Annotated in this window: 13 protein-coding genes; 12 read left to right on the top strand and 1 reads right to left on the bottom strand. The window is 42.5% G+C overall.

Annotated features, from left to right (window positions below):
- Nucleotide 1 precedes the first annotated feature (1 nt).
- The 4 genes from AC04Q1_RS24715 (at nucleotide 2) to AC04Q1_RS24700 (ending at nucleotide 5,983) form a co-directional block, all read left to right on the top strand.
- On the top strand, nucleotides 2-1,525 hold the full coding sequence (locus AC04Q1_RS24715) for a RagB/SusD family nutrient uptake outer membrane protein (RefSeq protein ID WP_478367221.1): 1,524 nt from the start codon (nucleotides 2-4) through the stop codon (nucleotides 1,523-1,525).
- Entirely contained in the window at nucleotides 1,519-3,378 is a 1,860-nt protein-coding gene (locus tag AC04Q1_RS24710) for an alkaline phosphatase (protein ID WP_478367220.1), read from the top strand. The genes AC04Q1_RS24715 and AC04Q1_RS24710 overlap by 7 nt, the downstream gene beginning before the upstream one ends.
- Before the next feature lie 126 nt (nucleotides 3,379-3,504).
- Nucleotides 3,505-4,407, top strand: coding sequence for a metallophosphoesterase family protein (locus tag AC04Q1_RS24705; protein WP_478367219.1), 903 nt, complete (start codon nucleotides 3,505-3,507; stop codon nucleotides 4,405-4,407).
- A 280-nt stretch (nucleotides 4,408-4,687) separates the two neighbouring features.
- Nucleotides 4,688-5,983 (top strand): esterase-like activity of phytase family protein, encoded by a 1,296-nt coding sequence (locus tag AC04Q1_RS24700; protein WP_478367218.1) that lies wholly within the window; start codon nucleotides 4,688-4,690, stop codon nucleotides 5,981-5,983.
- Nucleotides 5,984-6,125: 142 nt separating this feature from the next.
- On the opposite strand, the gene AC04Q1_RS24695 is transcribed toward AC04Q1_RS24700, so the two are convergent.
- On the bottom strand, nucleotides 6,126-8,543 hold the full coding sequence (locus AC04Q1_RS24695) for an outer membrane beta-barrel family protein (protein ID WP_478367217.1): 2,418 nt from the start codon (nucleotides 8,541-8,543) through the stop codon (nucleotides 6,126-6,128).
- Between the two features lie 205 nt (nucleotides 8,544-8,748).
- On the opposite strand from AC04Q1_RS24695, the gene AC04Q1_RS24690 reads away from it, so the two are divergent.
- From AC04Q1_RS24690 to AC04Q1_RS24655, 8 genes are all read left to right on the top strand, one after another.
- Nucleotides 8,749-9,756, top strand: coding sequence for a sensor histidine kinase (locus AC04Q1_RS24690; RefSeq protein ID WP_478367216.1), 1,008 nt, complete (start codon nucleotides 8,749-8,751; stop codon nucleotides 9,754-9,756).
- 71 nt (nucleotides 9,757-9,827) lie between these two features.
- Complete coding sequence (locus tag AC04Q1_RS24685) at nucleotides 9,828-10,562, top strand: LytR/AlgR family response regulator transcription factor (RefSeq protein WP_478367215.1); 735 nt, start codon at nucleotides 9,828-9,830, stop codon at nucleotides 10,560-10,562.
- A gap of 97 nt (nucleotides 10,563-10,659) precedes the next feature.
- Nucleotides 10,660-11,127: a pyrophosphohydrolase domain-containing protein gene (locus AC04Q1_RS24680; protein WP_478367214.1), complete on the top strand. Its 468-nt coding sequence runs from the start codon at nucleotides 10,660-10,662 to the stop codon at nucleotides 11,125-11,127.
- Nucleotides 11,128-11,145: 18 nt separating this feature from the next.
- Nucleotides 11,146-11,997, top strand: coding sequence for an alpha/beta fold hydrolase (locus tag AC04Q1_RS24675; protein ID WP_478367213.1), 852 nt, complete (start codon nucleotides 11,146-11,148; stop codon nucleotides 11,995-11,997).
- Nucleotides 11,998-12,114: 117 nt separating this feature from the next.
- Entirely contained in the window at nucleotides 12,115-12,999 is an 885-nt protein-coding gene (locus AC04Q1_RS24670) for an AraC family transcriptional regulator (RefSeq protein WP_478367212.1), read from the top strand.
- 10 nt (nucleotides 13,000-13,009) lie between these two features.
- Nucleotides 13,010-14,431, top strand: coding sequence for an arabinose isomerase (locus AC04Q1_RS24665; RefSeq protein WP_478367211.1), 1,422 nt, complete (start codon nucleotides 13,010-13,012; stop codon nucleotides 14,429-14,431).
- 439 nt (nucleotides 14,432-14,870) lie between these two features.
- Nucleotides 14,871-15,965 carry an L-rhamnose/proton symporter RhaT gene (gene rhaT, locus AC04Q1_RS24660; RefSeq protein WP_478367210.1) on the top strand — a complete coding sequence of 365 codons (1,095 nt, stop codon included), beginning with the start codon at nucleotides 14,871-14,873 and terminating at the stop codon, nucleotides 15,963-15,965.
- A 28-nt stretch (nucleotides 15,966-15,993) separates the two neighbouring features.
- Entirely contained in the window at nucleotides 15,994-18,114 is a 2,121-nt protein-coding gene (locus tag AC04Q1_RS24655; RefSeq protein WP_478367209.1) for a bifunctional aldolase/short-chain dehydrogenase, read from the top strand.
- Nucleotides 18,115-18,311 lie beyond the last annotated feature (197 nt).

The following is an 18,311-nucleotide window of genomic DNA, read 5'->3' as shown; positions in this document are numbered from 1 at the left end:
AATGAAAACGAATTTTAAATATATGGCATTTGCCGCTCTTGCTTTTTTCTCTTCATGTACAAAAGAGCTTGATATCGTACCCGAAGGCTCTCCATCGGCACAGAATTTCTGGAAAACCAAAGAAGATGCATTGAAAGCTGAAGGTGGCATGTATGAAAATTACAATGCTGAAGACTTTTACGGTCGTGGGATGTTCTGGTTTATCAATGCCAGCGATGACATGGTTACCGGGCGTAACAAACCAGAGGCCGATAACATCAAAAACTTTAACCGTACCTATGTTGGCGGAGGGTATACCGAAACGCAATGGAGCATGCGTTATGCCATTATCAAACGTGCGAACGATATTATTATCAATGTGCCAGGTATCGCTATGGATGAAGCATTAAAGAAACAGATCATCGGCGATGCCTATTTTAATGCCGGTTTGGTTTATTTTCAGTTGGCTGCAAACTATGGAAACGGCAAAGCTGGCGTTCCGATCGTTACACCAGAAAGCGATCCGTCACAACCTATTGCCCGTGCAAAAAACGTAAATGAAAATTACGATTATATCATTTCCCTTTTGTTAAAAGCAGCGGATAACCTTCCCTTATTTTCGGCAATGAAACCTGCCGATTATGGCAAAGCGCATAAAACTGCTGCCTGGGCCTACCTATCTAAAGTGTATCTGTACAAAAAAGATTATGCCAATGCTGCAAAATATGCCGATATGGTGATCACTTCTGGTCAGCATGATTTAGTGAATACTGGTTTTGCTGATGTATTTATAGCAGCAAACAACTGGTCTAAAGAGTACATATGGTCGGTAGTGTGCACGCCAAGTGGTGGTGGTACAGGCTGGGGCAGTAAACTTCCAGGGGTAATGTTAACCAACAAAGCCTGGGGTATTTATAACGGCTGGGGTTATTACCTGCCTACCAAAGAACTTTACGATTCTTACGAAGCTGGCGATCAACGCCGCGAAGCCACCATTTTGAAACCAGGTGATAAATTTATGTTCTTTGGAGCCGAGCGTAGCTTCACCAAAGATGCAGGGGCGACTTCAAACTATCAGTTTAAAAAATATATGGAGCCGTTTTCTTATGCCAACCCAATTCCAACGCACGTTAATCCGAACGGCGACAATGGAACAACCGATTTAAACGTACCCTTAATGCGTTATGCTGAAGTGTTGTTAATTAAGGCAGAAGCTGCCATTAACCTGAGCGGTGCAGGAGCAGGCGATACCGAACTGAATAAAATCAGGGCGCGTGCAGGCTTGGGTGCAAAAACCGGAATGACAATCGACGATCTTAAACGCGAACGCCGCAACGAACTGGCGGGAGAGTGGGCCGACCGTCACAGAGATTTGGTGAGATGGGGCGATGCCCAGACAGCTTATGCCAAACCTTTACATGATTTTGATGGCAGCGTAATCTGGCCGGCCAGGACCTTCAATCCACAGGTACATGATGTATGGGCGGTGCCGCAGAGAGAAATTGATAACAGTGCGGGGGTAATCAAACAGAACGCAGGATGGTAAATAAATTATGGATAAACTTTGCAGTCTTGGTGATATTACTGGGACTGCAGAGCGCATCCGCGCAGATTAAACTGACCGCAAACCGCGGGCATAGCCATAATGATTATAAACAGGAAATCCCCCTTTTAACAGCATATTTTGCAGGAATGGGCTCGATAGAGGCTGATGTGTTTTTAAAAGATGGGGAACTGTATGTAGCGCACGAGGTTTCAGAAATAAAGCCTGGTTTCACCCTGAAAAAAATTTATCTCGATCCGCTTGCACAACATTTTAAAGCAAATGGAAATCATCCTTATGCAAATGCAACATTGAAATTGCAGCTGGTGGTTGATGTAAAGGAAAATTACCAACATGTTTTGCCTGTATTGCTGAAAGAACTGGAGGCTTATGGAGAAGTATTTGATGCGAAAAAGAATGCCAGCGCCATCAAAGTGGTCATCAGCGGAGATATGCCTGTTCCTGCCGATTTTAAGGATTATGATGAGAAGATAGCATTCGATGGCAGACCGGCTACCATTTATACCGATGCACAATTGGCCAGGGTGGCGATGATTAGCGATGACCTTAAAAACCATACCGTATGGAATGGAAAAGGCAACCCGACCAAAACCGATGAAGCAAAGATGAAGGCTTTGATTGAGCAGGCACACCATAAAGGAAAACCTTTCAGGTTTTGGGCCACTCAGGATAGTCCGAACACCTGGATTGTATTAGAGCGGCTGGGTGCAGACTGGATCAATACCGATAACCCAAACAAATTGAAAGACTTTTATCTTCATCAGGATAAACTAAGTTATATCAATCCAACTCCGTATAAGCCTTATGCACCTACTTATAAAAGCGATGGGGCAGATAAACCCGCCAAAAATGTTATTTTATTAATTGGAGATGGCATGGGGCTTGCGGCAATCCACGCAGGGCTGATTGCCAATCATGGTGATCTAAATATGGCAAAATTCCACGCTATCGGTTTTTCGGAAACTGCTGCGGCTGATGCTGGAAATACGGATTCGGCTGGAGGCGGCACTGCCATGGCAACAGGTTTTAAAACCAATAACCGGTATATCGGGATGGGGCCAGATGAACAGAAGATTACCAATCTGGTAGATACTTTGGCCGGTTTGGGCCTAAAAAGCGGAATCATCAGTTCGGGCGACCTGACCGATGCCACGCCAGCAGCTTTTTATGCCCATCAGCTCGATCGCGCTTTTAATGGTGCAATCGCAAACGACCTGTTAACCAGCAAAGCTGAAATTTTGGTCGGTTCTAACCGTAAAGCTTTCGAACAGAATAAAAACACGAATCTTTTGCCGGAGCTTAAAGCCAAAGGTTTTCAATTAAGTAATACCTTAAGTGATTTTACAAAGCAAAACCAGGGCAAACAGTTGGTGCTGCTTGATGATTCTGCTACGCGGCCGGTAATAAAAGGCCGTGGCGATATGCTGAAACAATCGCTTTTGCACACCATCGATATATTAAAGAAAAACAAACAGGGCTTCTTCATCATGGCCGAAGGGGCGCAGATCGATTACGGAGGTCATGTAAATGATCTGCCTTACCTGATTACCGAACTGCACGATTTCGACCGTACCATTGCCGAAGCACTCTGTTTTGCCGATCAGGATGGCGAAACACTGGTCATCGTTACTGCCGATCATGAAACCGGTGGATTAACACTCTTAGATGGTGCAGCAGAAAAGGGAATGGTGAGGGGCGAATTTAGCACCAACGACCATACGGGGATTATGGTTCCGGTTTTTGCCTACGGGCCGGGATCGCAAAATTTCAATGGTGTTTATCCCAACAATCAGATTTTCCATAAAATTATCAAGGCTTATCGCTTAGCGAAATAATAATCGATAAAAGGATAAGTTTTGATAAACGAAGCGGTGCGCGTGTATGAATCACTTGCGCCGCTTTTTTGCTTAATGTTAAGGAAACATTGCAATGCTAATTTTGAAACCAATAAAAAGAATATCATGCAAAGAAGATCTGCAGTCAAAAATATAGGTGGTTTGTTTTTACTGCCAACGCTACCCGCACTGTCGTTGGTAGCGGATAAAAATCCCGTGCTTAGGATAGCCCATATTACGGATGTGCACCTGAAGAATCAATTTAATGCGCCTGCAAGGTTTGTTAAATGCTTGCACCATTTGCAGGGGCAATCGCCAAAAGTAGATCTGGTTTTAAATGGAGGAGATATCGTTTTTGATATGAACAAAGAAAATATCGGTACCATTAACGAGCAATGGAAGCTGGTAGCTGAAACGATGAAGAATGAATGCAGTCTGCCTGTTCACTATTGTTTGGGCAACCACGATATCTGGTGGAATGAAAACAGCAAAGGCGATGTTTTTTATGGGAAGAAATATGCGATGGATAAGTTACAGCTGGTTAAACCCTATTATAGTTTCATACAAAAGGGCTGGAAAATTATCGTACTGGATAGCACCCATCTGGATATTGATGACACCTGGTACATCGGTAAATTGGGCGAAGAACAATTGGCATGGTTAAAAAACGAACTCGAAACAACAAGTGCTAAAATGCCCGTGATGGTGATGTCGCACATTCCCATCCTTACCGCACTTTTAATGATTGAAGACGATATCATAAACAAATGGACCATGCTGGGCGGCGACATGCATACGGATACCGCTAAAATCATCAATCTTTTTTATCAGCATCCCAATGTAAAGCTGTGTTTGAGCGGCCATTTGCACATGCGCGATAAGGTGGTGTACAACAATGTAACCTACCTCTGCAATGGTGCCGTATCCGGCGCATGGTGGGAGGGCAACAGAAGAGAAACCGCGCCAGGTTATGGGCTGATCGATTTATATGAAGATGGTAGTTTTGAGGAACGGTATGTGAATTATTAAGCGGTAGGTGATAGAAAATGTAAGAGAGATGATGGAGCAGGCTAGATGTCGGTCTGGTTGTTTTACGTTTCAAGACCTTTATTCTTATACCTGAAAACAACGGAAATCCTTTTTGTTTTTATAGGAATCTTGAATATGCTGTCATGCTGAGGCATTACCCGCCTTACTTAAAAATGAAAAACTGATTGTTCACCACAAGCCTTTAGAACTATTCTTGTTATTCCCTTAACACAGGCTTCATATCTACATGCTTGCTTTGTTCAAAAAATATTCCATTTAAATGAAAAGAGATTTACTCACCCTATTAACTGCCGTATCTATCGGTATGGTATCCTGTAAAAAAAATCATGAAGAAACCCCTGCAGAATTTACGTATCCTGCCCTTGCAGAAGTTTCCGATCCTCCGGTACTGTTCACTACCGCTACCGGCGTAAAAGTGTATAATGGCGGTTTTGGTTCGGCCGTAGCTGCCGATCCCAATTCACCTGATGTTTTTTATATGTTAACCGATAGAGGTTCGAATGTTGCCGGACAGCTGGCCAACTCGATCATCATCGGAAAGCCCGATTTTGATCCACAGATCGGAAAGTTTAGGCTGAAAGACGGTAAATTAATACTCGAAGAAACCATATACCTGAAAAATGCAGCCGGCGCCAGATTAAACGGCCTTCCAAATCCTGAGGGAATGGGTGCTTCGGGAGAAACTGCCTACGACTTAAGCGGACAGGCAATCGCACCGAGCGCCGATGGAATCGACTCCGAAGGTTTGGTGAGGGCAGCTGACGGATCATTCTGGATCAGCGATGAGTATGGGCCTCATATTGCACATTTTGATGCCTCGGGCAAAACCATAGAACGTATTAATCCTTTTGGAACAGGAACCGGCGGACGTAAAATCCCTGCTGTATTTGCCAACAGAAGGGCAAACCGCGGTATGGAAGGCCTCGCCATTACCCCCGATGGGAAAACATTGGTGGGCATGATGCAGTCGCCAATGTACAATCCTTCTAAAGCAGCTATTGCCAATTCGGTTGTGTTGAGAATTTTAACTTTCGACATTGCTACAGGTGCAACCAAACAATACGCTTATCTGATGGATAATACCACCTTAACGGGGGTGAGCGATATAGTTGCCGTAAACAGTACTACTTTTTTAACCATCGAACGTGATGGATTGTATGGTGGCGCGGCAAGCAGTCCGGCAACATTTAAAAAAGTTTTTAAGATCGACCTCAGCGGAGCTACCGATATTTCTGACGCTGGCAATGGTGCTACAGGTAAATTGTATGGTGGCAAAACAGTCGAGGAATTAAATAATGCTGCAGGTTTAAGTGGCGCAGGCATCACTCCGGTAAGCAAAACCGTTGTTTTAGACCTTTTAAAAGATTTACCTTCAGTTTATCCGCACGATAAGGCAGAAGGTTTGGCCTTGTTACCGGGCAACATCCTTGTCATTTCTAACGATGATGATTTTGGTGTGGTAGACAATGGCGCAAGCGGCTTTGCACAGAAGATTCTACCATTTACCAATTCTGTTGACCGGAACCGTTTGTATTTTGTAAAAGTTAAGCTTTAATTCAGAGATAACCTCCTCAAGTAGTCGTCATTTCGAGCGAAGTGCAACGGAGTCGGGAAATCTAACAAATAGATCTCTTTCCCGAATATTCGGGACCGCGCTTCATCCGGTAGCTATCGGATCGAAATGACGATTTTTCACCTTAATTCTTCCCAACCCTGTTCTCTTCATCAGCTGTTCCGGTGCTTCTGCTACGGGCAGTTTTGATCTTCATGTTGCCGAATTTATAGGTGAAACTTAAGCTGACCTTACGGCTTTCCCATTCGTTCTGCCAATAGGTTTTAATGTTGTTATACTCGAGGTTAGCCCTGAATTTACTGGTATTAAAGATGTCGTTCACTTTTAAAGCAAGCGTAGCGTTTTTGCTCCAGAATGTTTTTTTAGCACCAATGTTCAGTTGGTAACTCCCCAAGCTGCGGAATAATCCTGATACTGAAGGAGAATCGTAGTAACCATACATCGACAAGCTGTAGTTTTTTGGCAAAGTGATGGTATTGTCTGACATTAGAGACCAGTTCCATGAAAAGGCATTGTAACCATTGCCCTGTACAGCAGATTCGGTACGGTTGTAACCAACAGAAACCTCTGTACTGTTGTTCCACCATTTGGTTACATCAAAAGGACTTCCGGTGGCCATGTAAAAATTTGTGGTGCGGCTCAGGTTCTCCGGTCTCGAAATACTTTCTTTCGTCGCGTCATTTTGATAAACCACTTCCCACATCGATCCGTTACTAACCGAATAACTCAACGTTAACACCCTGAAGTTCTTGATGGAATAGTTGAATTCGAAACTATTGGCATAAGATGGCTGTAATAATGGGTTTCCCTGTAAAGCCGTATACGGATCGGAATAAAAGGTAAAGGGATTTAAACTGCTATAGGATGGCCTGTTGATACTTTTGCGGTAGGCAGCAGTTACCAGGTTGTTTGAATCGATTTTGAAGGAAACAAACAATGTTGGAAAAAGCTTCCAGTATTTTCTGTCGATCAGCGTATTGGTGCCCGATGAGCTGCCATTGCCCAAAGTCTGTTCTGCGCGTAAACCAGCCTTGATCTGCAGATTTTTAAAGCTTTGATCAAGCGAAAGGTAGCCCGCATTAATGTTTTCGTTGTAAAAAAATCGGTTGGTGCGGCGGGGATCGTTAATCCAGCCAGCGGTTTTTAACGAATCGAAACGTACGTCGCTCTGCGATTTTACCCAGCTGCTTTTCCAACCTGTTTCCATTTTTAATGTTTTGTTAAAGTTCAGGCTATAATCTGCCTTAACCGAATAGATGGATACTTTGCCCATGCCATTGTTGCGGAGATCGATCGGATTGCCGATCAGCTGATCGTTGGCATCGAGATAGTTGTTGGTAAAGGTTTCGTTTTTGGTATTATCATACTGAACATAATCCGCATCGAATCCCAGTTCGCCGCCCAGAGTGTCGGTTTTAAAACGGTAGTTTAAATTTATTGCATGGTTTTTTTCGGTGTTGCTCTGCGGGTTAAACATACTTGTTCCGCCCATTTTTATGCCAGCGGCATTATAGTTTACCGAATTGCTGTTCACTTTGGTTTCTTCTGGCGCGGTGAAACCTTTTATCATTACACCTACTGTATGTTTATCATTGATGAAATAATCAGCCCCGGTAGAGTAATTCAAGCTATTCGTTATCGGATGCCAGAAATTAAGCTGGTTATATTGTTCCTCGCCAATGGTCCTGTTTAAGGTTAACCTGTTGTAAGAGTTATAGTGCCCTGCATTTAAACGCACATAAGTACTTACCTTGCCAATATTATAATTAAGATTGGTACCTGCATAAACCTTTTCGTAACGGCCATAGCCCCCGCCAAGGTTCATGTTTCCGTTAAAACCCTGCATTTTGTTTCTTTTCAGTTTAATATTGATAATACCTGCCGTTCCAGCTGCATCGAATGATGAGGGCGGATTGGAGATCAGTTCAATCTGGCTTAATACCGATCCCGGCAGCGATTTTAGGTAAGTGGTTAGTTCCATACCTGTCATATAACTCATTTTGCCGTCAATCATCACATTGATCCCTTTTTTGCCTTTAAGTACAATATTGTCGTCCTTATCCAGTTTTACACCCGGCGATCTGCTGATTACTTCCAGGGCATTATCTCCGGCGGTATTCATCCGTTCTACATTAACAATTACGCGGTCGGCTTTTTGATCGATCACCGGCATTTTTGATACCACGTTTACTTCTTTCAGGTTTTGCGAACGGTCGGTTAGTGTAATGGGGGCCATTTTGATCGACGCATCCATTACTTCAAAAGCTGCTGACCGGCTTTTGTCATAACCCATCATCAGTGCTTTAATCAGGTAGCGGCCCGGTTTAACATTGTTGAATTCGTAAATTCCCTTTTGATTGGTTGCCTGTAATCCGACTGATGCCGAATCAGGTAAGTGGATTAAAGCTACTGAAGCATAATCCAAAGGTTTATTGCTTTTATCGGTAACGGTTCCGATTACTTTAATGTTTTGAGCAAAGCTGGTTTTAAAGCCAAGAAGAAGTAGTGCAAAAAGAGCAGATTTAAATAAAAAGTTCGTCATTGTGTTTGTTTTATGTTGATGCTTCAAAGATGAACAGCCTGCATCAGCCTAAAAATTATATAATCCCAACCCCTTAAAATATTATCCGAATGCTTTTTTGATGGATAAAAGGTGTTGATCCTTAAAATGTACAGGTTGGGATAATTTTTTACAGGTTTGGAATAAGAAAATAGGCGGTTAAAAAAGCTTTGTATAGTTTTAGGCCATGAAAACAATAAAGATTATTTCCATCCACATACTTTGCTGGGTACTTGTTTTAGGTTATTTCTATGGCGGAGCTATTATAGAAGGCGTTACTTTAAGGCAATCGGCTTTTAACATATCCATGAATTTTATCCAGATTGTCGAATTTTATATCTGTTACCTTTGGGTATATCCAAGCTTTTTGAAGAAAAGTAAAACGCCTCAATTAATCGGTGGTATTTTGTTTACTATAGGCATATTTATCGCCCTGAGGTATTTAATAGAAGAAGTATTGTATTTAAAATGGTTTGGTTTTCATAATTATGCGGATGGTACAACCGCGTGGCACTACATTTCTGATAATATATACTGGAGTTTGGCATTTATTGTGGTGCCTGCTGCGGTTTATGGTATCCAGCAGAGTTTTAAATCAGAGCAGGTTAACCGGAAACTTAAAGAAGAAGTGGTGAAAGCCGAACTGTCGTTCCTCAAATCGCAGATCAATCCGCACTTTTTGTACAACACCTTAAACTATGTGTATTCTCTGGCGATTCCGGTTTCGGATCAACTGGCCAATGCTGTTTTGCGTTTGTCTGATCTGATGCGTTATACCTTGAACGATAGTCCGGATGGTAAGGTAAGCTTAGATAAAGAAGTTGAATATTTGGAAAGTTATGTCGCGCTTTTTAAAATGCGTTTCGAACCCAAATTTTACGTCGAGTTTACCACCGAAGGTATTACCGATCAAAAAATTGCTTCCCTGATATTGATTCCTTTTGTAGAAAATGCGTTCAAACATGGTGTGGTAAATGATGAGGCCCAACCGGTCCGCATTAAACTTAAGGTACAGAACAAACGTTTAAGTTTCGAGGTAAGCAATAAGATCAGCCATGCACAGAAAGACCATTCGAGTGGTGTCGGGATGGTAAACATCCACCGCAGATTAGATCTGATTTACCCTGATAAACACGAGTTATTGATTTCGAACAACGGCAATACCTATAAAAGCACTTTGATTTTAAATCTGTAACGGATAATTTGTATTATTGAAGTATTTTAATTTACGCTAACCGCCAAACCCTAACCGCTAACCCTTTCACTATGATCCGTTGCCTTGCTGTTGATGATGAATCTTACGCCTCAGATATAATTGCTGCCTTTATCAATAAAACTCCCTTTTTAGAACTGGTAGGCACAACAACTAATGCTTTCGAAGCCCTTAATCTGGTACAGGAGGGAAAAGTGGACCTTGTTTTTTTAGACATCCAGATGCCTGAATTAACCGGGATACAGTTTCTGAAAATCTGCGGCGGAAAATGCAAGGTGATTTTAACTACCGCCTATCCTGAATACGCTTTAGAAGGTTTTGATCTTGATGTGGTAGATTACCTGCTTAAGCCAATCTCTTACGAACGTTTTTATAAAGCCGCCACCAAAGCACAGCAGGTCCTGGCACCCGTGGCCCCGGTACAGCAGGAAATGATTGTTCAGCAGGCTGCTCAGGGGAACGACTTCATTTTTATCAAAGGCGATACCAAGAATAAATTTATCAAGGTAAATTACGAGGATATCCTGTACATTGAAGGTTTGAAAAATTATGTTTCGGTGTACACGGCAACTCAAAGGATCATCACCTACCAGGCCCTTCGCGAGCTGGAAACCGAACTGCCCCAACCGCCCTTTTACCGCATCCATAAATCGTACATCATCTCGCTCGAGAAAATCAAAATGATTGACGGCAATACTGTTTACATTAACGATCAGGCCATTCCAATTGGCGAAACCTATAAGGAAGAGTTTTTTAAGGTGGTGAGGGAAGGGAAGAAAGGTGGGTAGCTGTACAATCGGTCAATGGATAGTGTGCATAAATTCTCCCCATTATTTCTTCTGTTTTTTTTAAGTTTGCTGCATAAAGATTAAATCATACATCACCATGCAAGAAACGAATTCGCTAAACCAGGTTGCAGAATTTCACACTACCTTTAAACACCCTATTCTGGAAAATCCGGTTATTCCTTCAAAGCAGAGAGCCAATCTCCGCATTTCACTTTTGGCAGAAGAATTGAAAGAATTACAGGAAGCAGTAGAAAATGATGATCTGGTAGAAGTGGCCGATGCCCTTTGCGACCTGCAATATGTGCTTGCCGGTGCCATCCACGAATTTGGACTGGGCGGAAAATTTAAGACTTTATTTGATGAAGTTCACCGTTCGAACATGAGCAAAGCCTGCAAAACCGTAGAAGAAGCTGAAAAAACCATCCAGTTCTATTTAGATAAAGATCAAACTGAATCTTATTATAAAGAGATCGACGGGTTGTTTCTGGTATTCAGAAAATCGGACGACAAAACCTTAAAATCGATCAACTATTCTCCTGCAGATTTAAAATCTCATTTGGTTTAACCCATAAATAAGCTCGAATTGAAAAGGCTAAAACAGATTGCAAACGAGCTTAAATCAACACAGGCAGATCCTGATGCGGCTTTAATGCGTGAGTTTATTTTTTACTCACCCAAAATGCCTTTACGCTTGCATCAGGAACAGCTTATTGCCGCATCTAAGCAGTTTAACCTTAACGTTTTTGATACCTATTTTACCAATGCGGATGTTAGTATTAACTGCTTCAGCTGGGGCAATGGCAAACGTAAAGTACTGCTCACACATGGTTGGGCCTCAAAAGCATTGGATTTTTATGAGCTGATTGTTGCGCTTCAGCAGATTGAAGATCTGGAGATTATCGCCTTTGATGCACCTGGAAACGGAAGCTCGGTTTCTGAATTTTCCAATCTGATGCTTTATGCCGATTCGGTAAAATCTATTGCTTTAAACTATGCACGGCCAGATGTACTGATCGGGCACTCGCTAGGCGGTATGGCCAATGTAATTGCCTTACAGGAACTGGGTTTATCGCCCGATCTGCTCATTAGCATTGCACCTTTGATCAGACTGAAGGAAAATTTCGAGCAGAGTTTAGCTTCCGTGAATATTGATGCTGAACACCAGGATATCTTTTTTAATAATTTTGCCAAAGAGTTTCCCGTACCTGCCAGCCATTTTAACCTCACCAGTCTTTATCAGCTAAGTCCGGATCTTAATCATTTCCTGGCATTCGATCCTGCCGACCATATTTCTCCCTATGCTTATCTTAAAGAATTCCTGGATAAACAGCCTGCCATCAAGGCAAAGTCGTTTGAAGAGGTTGGTCACTATAAAATCCTCAAATCTGTAGAGGTAATCGGGGATATTGTACAGCGGATTCAATCGCTGCGCTAAACCATTCTGTATATTCTGTTATTTTGCATGTACTTTTTGCTATTATTTAGCATAAAGGGCTAAATTGTAAACCTGTTTAATTAATTTAGGTTGTTGTTTTAAGGCGCTAACCAAATTATGGACACATTTCGCAAGTATATTCATGCAGATCAACCAGAGCTTAAAGCTCAGCCAGATTGGGGTGTTAACGTGCTCGATGTAGGTCATTATATTCATCCCATTGATACCGTTTATCCTGATTCGAAACATCCCGAAGGTTATTTTTTTGAATGGGGAAAGGGCAGGGTGCTTTCCGAATATCAGTTGGTTTATATCGCTTCAGGTACAGGGGTATTCGAAGCCGAAAAATTAGGCAAAGTTGATATTCAGCCTGGAACACTCTTTTTTCTCTATCCGGGAGTTTGGCACCGCTTTAAGCCCAATGCAGATACTGGCTGGGCAGAGTATTGGGTGGGTTTTGAGGGCAGCTATGCCAACCACCTGATGAAACAGGAGTGTTTTAATCCGGAGCGACCATTAATCCAGATGGGATTTAACGCAGAATTTATTAGCATCTTTATTCAATTAATCGACACTATAAAATTTGGCGGGCCTGGCAGTAACCAGCTTGCTGCCTGCTTAACCATCCAGTTATTGGGTTTGGTATACGCTTCAGCCTTGCTTAAAGCACAATCCAACAGCCGAAAAACACAGCTGATCAACAATATTAAATATAGCATTCACGAAAACCTGAATACCAATACTTCGCCCGAAGAGCTGGCCGCAAAGCACAATGTAAGTTATGCCTGGTTCAGGAAAGCATTTAAAGAAATCACAGGCCAATCGCCGGGACAATATCAGTTAAATCTTAAAATTCAGAAGGCTGGCAAAATGTTAAAGGAAACCGATCTGAGTATTGCCGAAGTGGCTTTCCAGAATGGATTTGAATCGGAGTATTATTTCTCCCGGTTGTTTAAAAGTAAAATGTTGTTGTCACCATCTAAATACAGAAACCCTTCGTAATCATATCATCATGACTCATCACCCCTTTAAAATTGGCCTGTTCGGAATAGGCTTAGATACCTACTGGCCACAGTTTGAGGGCTTGGAACAACGCCTGAACGGCTATCTGGCTCAGGTAGAAGATAAACTTCAAACTTATGGTGCCGAAGTGCTAAACCTGGGACTTGTGGACAATGCCGCAAAAGCTTTTGATGCCGGTCATGATTTTAAAAAAGGGGATGTAGATGTAATTTTCTTATATGTAACCACTTATGCTTTATCTTCAACGGTTTTGCCGGTGGTAAGAAGGGCAAAGGTTCCGGTAATCATCTTGAATCTTGCTCCTACCGAAGCCATTGATTATAACAGTTTTAACCAGTTAAGCGACCGGACCAAAATGACCGGAGAATGGCTGGCTTACTGCTCTGCTTGTCCGGTTCCGGAGATTGCCAATGTATTTAAGCGCTCGGGAATCCAGTTTCAACAGGTTACAGGCGTATTGAATGATACCGCAACCTGGAATGAAATTGGCGAATGGGTAGAAGCCGCAAAGGTAGCACACATCATGGGCCACAATACACTCGGCCTAATGGGAAACCATTACAGTGGCATGCTGGATATTTATTCAGACATTACCCTGCAATGTTCCGTTTTTGGTAACCATGTTGAAATCATCGAACCCGATGAACTTACGGCTCTGAAGGAACAAGTTTCTCAAGAGGAAACCGACATCAAGCTTGCGGAATTTCAATCGGTCTTCGAAATCGACCCATCCTGCGAAATCTACGAACTAAACCGCGCTGCAAAAACCGCAGTAGCTTTAGATAAACTGGTGGCGCGTTATCATTTAGGCTCGATGGCTTATTACCACAAGGGTACAGGTAATGCCAATGGAGATACCATCAGTTCGATTATATTGGGCAACTCGTTGCTTACCGCGAAAGGCATTCCGGTAGCGGGTGAGTATGAAGTTAAAAATGCCCAGGCGATGAAGATCATGGATAGCTTTGGCAGTGGAGGTTCGTTTACAGAATATTATGCCATAGATTTTAAAGATGATATAGTATTGATGGGGCATGATGGCCCCGGGCATTTAGCCATTGCAGAAGGAAAAATCAAGGTGAAACCCTTGCAGGTATACCATGGTAAAGTGGGGAGTGGTTTATCGGTAGAAATGTCGGTAAAACATGGCGCGGTAACTTTGCTCTCTGTAGTTGAAAATAATGGAAAAATCTTTTTTCTGATTGCCGAAGGTGAATCTGTTGCGGGACCTATTCTCGAAATCGGTAATACCAACAGCCGGTACAGGTTTCCGGTAGGGGCAAGAAAATTTGCAGAGGATTGGAACAACCAAGGGCCTGCACACCATTGTGCCGTGGGTATCGGGCATATCAGTCATAAACTGATCAAGCTGGCCAGGTTGTTGGGCATTGAAGCCGTTAAGGTGTGTTAACGTAGAAAGTATCGTCATAGCGAACCGAAGCATAGGGATAGCGGAAAGGTGAAGCAATCTTTAAATAAAGAATTAGAGGTAAGTCAGATACCTAAATCTGGACATTATAATAAAAGTAACTTTGATATATATCGCTGCCCATGGCAGGAAGGTTTCAAAGTAACTTTGATATGTCGCTGCCCACGGCGGGAAGGTTTCAAAGTAACTTTTATATGTGGCTGCCCATGGCGGGAAGGTTTCAAAGTAACTTTGATTTGTTGCTGCCCATGGTGGGAAGGTTTCAAAGTAGTTTTGCGCTAAATAACTTCCTACCTGGTCTTCCAATTATCCGATTCCATCCTCATTTTACATCTTCCGTCTTATCTCCATCCATAACAGTGCATAACAGTTTAAATTACCGTAAATTCTATTTTAGACCAACCAAATATATTAATATAGCATGCAAGCAATACTAGGTGTAATTTTTCATTTCTTCGGTGGTTTTGCCTCCGGAAGTTTCTATATCCCGTACAAAAAAGTTAAAGGCTGGGCCTGGGAAAGTTATTGGATCGTTGGCGGAATATTCTCCTGGTTAATCGTTCCACCATTGGCCGCTTATTTAACCGTTCCAAATTTCAGTGCCATTATCAGTGCTACACATGGCAATATTTTATGGTTAACTTATTTCTTTGGTATCCTTTGGGGCATTGGGGGTTTAACCTATGGCTTGGGTGTTCGTTACCTCGGTGTATCACTGGGAAGCAGTATTATTTTGGGACTCTGTATGGTCCTGGGTTCCATCCTGCCATCCATTTATTTCGATTTCTTCCCGCAAGCGGGTAAAGATACCTTCAGCATGTTTTTGCATACCGATTGGGGCCGCATGGTCTTGCTGGGTTTATTGGTTTGTGTTTTCGGTATTATCATCTGCGGAAAAGCAGGGATGATGAAAGAAAAAGAGATGAAAACCGGCATTACAGATCCTCACGGGATGGAGGTGAAAACAGAATACAAATTTGGTCTGGGTTTATTTGTAGGGATTGTTTCGGGTGTTTTAAGTGCCTGTTTCAATTTCGGCATCGAAGCCGGGAAACCGATGGCCGATGCAGCAAACGCCATCTGGAAAGCAGCAAATCCTGCCGAAACCGGTAATTTCCTGTTCTCAAATAATGTAACCTATATCATTGTGCTTTGGGGCGGCTTAAGCACCAACTTTATCTGGTGTATGGTACTGAATGCACGCAACAAAACATTTGGTGATTATACCAATGCAAAAACGCCGTTGTTAAAAAACTATATTTTTTCTGCTCTGGCAGGTACCACCTGGTTTTTACAGTTCTTTTTCTACGGCATGGGCGAAAGCAAAATGGGTAATGGCGCCAGTTCGTGGATCCTGCATATGGCCTTTATTATTTTAATTGCCAATATATGGGGGCTTGTATTAAAAGAATGGAAAGGTGTATCCAGAAAAACCCTGATAACCGTTTTGGCGGGTATTTTGACCATCATCATTTCGGTACTCATTGTGGGTTATGGTAATTCAATTAAAGGATAATAAATAAAAATTTAAATATAAGATTAGAATGTCAATCGATACGAAAAGTTATAAGCACGTAAGCTATCTGTGGGATGAAGAGGAAGCCGCAAAACTGGCTGGTGATGAAGTTGCCCTCTTAATTTATCGCTCTAATTTATTGGGGGCGGATTTGCGCTTAACCAATTATGGAGGTGGAAATACCTCATGCAAATTATTGGAAAAAGACCCGCTTACCGGTTTGGAAACCGAAGTTATGTGGGTAAAAGGATCAGGTGGCGATTTAGGTACTTTAAAGAAAAGTGGCCTCGCAGCTTTATATGTTGACCGTTTGCGCAGCCTTAAAAACATTTACCGTGGGGTAGAACACGAAGATGAAATGGTTGAACTGTTTAACCACTGCATTTTCGATCTGAGCTCTAAAGCACCATCAATCGATACGCCTTTACATGGTTTCCTGCCATTTGCGCATATCGATCACCTGCATCCGGATGCGGCCATCGCCATCGCTGCGGCCAAAGACGGTAAAAAAATTACTGAAGAACTCTTCGGAGGAACAATTGGTTGGGTAGAATGGAAAAAACCAGGTTTTGAACTGGGTCTGCAATTGAAACAGTGTTTGGATGAAAACCCAGGCATCCGTGGTATCATGTTGGGCTCACACGGTTTATTTACCTGGGGCGATACGGCTTACAAAAGTTATCTGAATACTTTAGAGGTAATCGAAATCTGTTCTGAATATCTTAGCCAGAACTACGGTAAAAAAGGTCCGGTTTTTGGCGGACAGAAAATCGAAAGTGCAGCGGCAGATGCGCGTAAAAAACAAGCAGCAGCTTTAGCACCTGTTTTACGTGGTTTATGTTCTTCTAAACAGCATATGATCGGTCATTTTACCGATGATAGCCGTGTATTGGAGTTCATCAATTCTAACGATCTTGACCGCCTTGCGCCAATGGGTACGAGCTGTCCCGATCACTTTTTACGCACCAAGATCAGTCCGCTGGTTTTAACCTTGGCAAGCGATGCTGATTTATCGGATGTAAAGGCTTTAAAAGAAACATTGGAGCCCGCTTTCGAGGCCTACAGAGCAATGTATACCGCTTATTACGAAGCATGTAAACATCCAAACAGTCCAGCTATCCGCGATACCAATCCAGTGGTTATTTTGTACCCGGGGATCGGGATGTTCACCTTCTCTAAAGATAAACAGACCGCAAGGGTGGCCGCAGAATTTTATATCAATGCCATCAATGTAATGAAAGGCGCTGAGGCCGTATCTGAATATACTTCATTGCCGCACCAGGAAGCTTTTAATATCGAATACTGGTTGTTGGAAGAGGCTAAATTACAGCGTATGCCGAAGCCAAAACCTCTAACAGGTAAAATCGCCCTGATTACCGGTAGTGCCGGTGGTATTGGTAAAGCAATCGCTAAGAAGTTTGTTGCCGAAGGTGGCGTGGTGATCTTGAATGATATGAATGCCGAGCGTTTGGAAGAAGCAGGCAAAGAATTTGCAAGCCTTTACGGCAAAGATTCTTACAGCACTGCGATTTTGAATGTAACCAGCGAAGCAGATATCAAAGCGGCTTTCGATTCGGCTGCCCTGGCTTTTGGTGGGGTAGATATTATTGTAAACAATGCAGGATTATCGATTTCGAAAACCATTGCCGACCATACCGAAAAGGATTGGGATTTGTTGTATGATGTTTTGGTAAAAGGACAGTTTTTTATCACCCAGGCTGCAACAAATACGATGCAAAAACAGAATATTGGCGGTGATATCATTAATATTGTAAGTAAGAACGCCCTGGTAAGCGGGCCAAATAATGCGGGTTATGGCAGTGCAAAAGCAGCCCAATTACATTTAAGCAGGTTAAACGCTGCCGAACTGGGTGCAGATAATATCCGTGTAAACGTGGTTAATCCGGATGCGGTAATCAGTGATAGCAATATCTGGGCAGGTGGTTGGGCCGAAGGCCGCGCAAAAGCGTATGGTATTACCGTGGCAGAGTTGCCAGCTTATTATGCCAAACGTACCTTATTGAACCAGATTATATTACCGGATGATATTGCCAATGCCTGTTTCGCTTTTGTAGGCGGCTTGTTGCAAAAATCAACCGGAAATGTGTTAAATGTGGATGGCGGAGTTGCCATGGCATTTGTAAGATAAAAAATGTAACCACAGATGCACACAGATCTGTATACATCTGTGGTTAAAAAAGAAGTAAATGGTCTGTACGGACACAGACCATGGCAAAATAGTTTTAGTAAGTTGTTTAACCGGTCTGTGCTTGGCGCAGACCGAAAATGACTTTATTTTTTTATAATCATCCTCGTTAGTCACGGGGATGAGCAAGAAGGGCGATT

The sequence above is a fragment of the Pedobacter humicola genome (assembly GCF_056490705.1).
The sequence above is the reverse complement of the archived record's forward strand: the minus strand, read 5'-3'. Positions and strand labels throughout refer to the sequence as shown.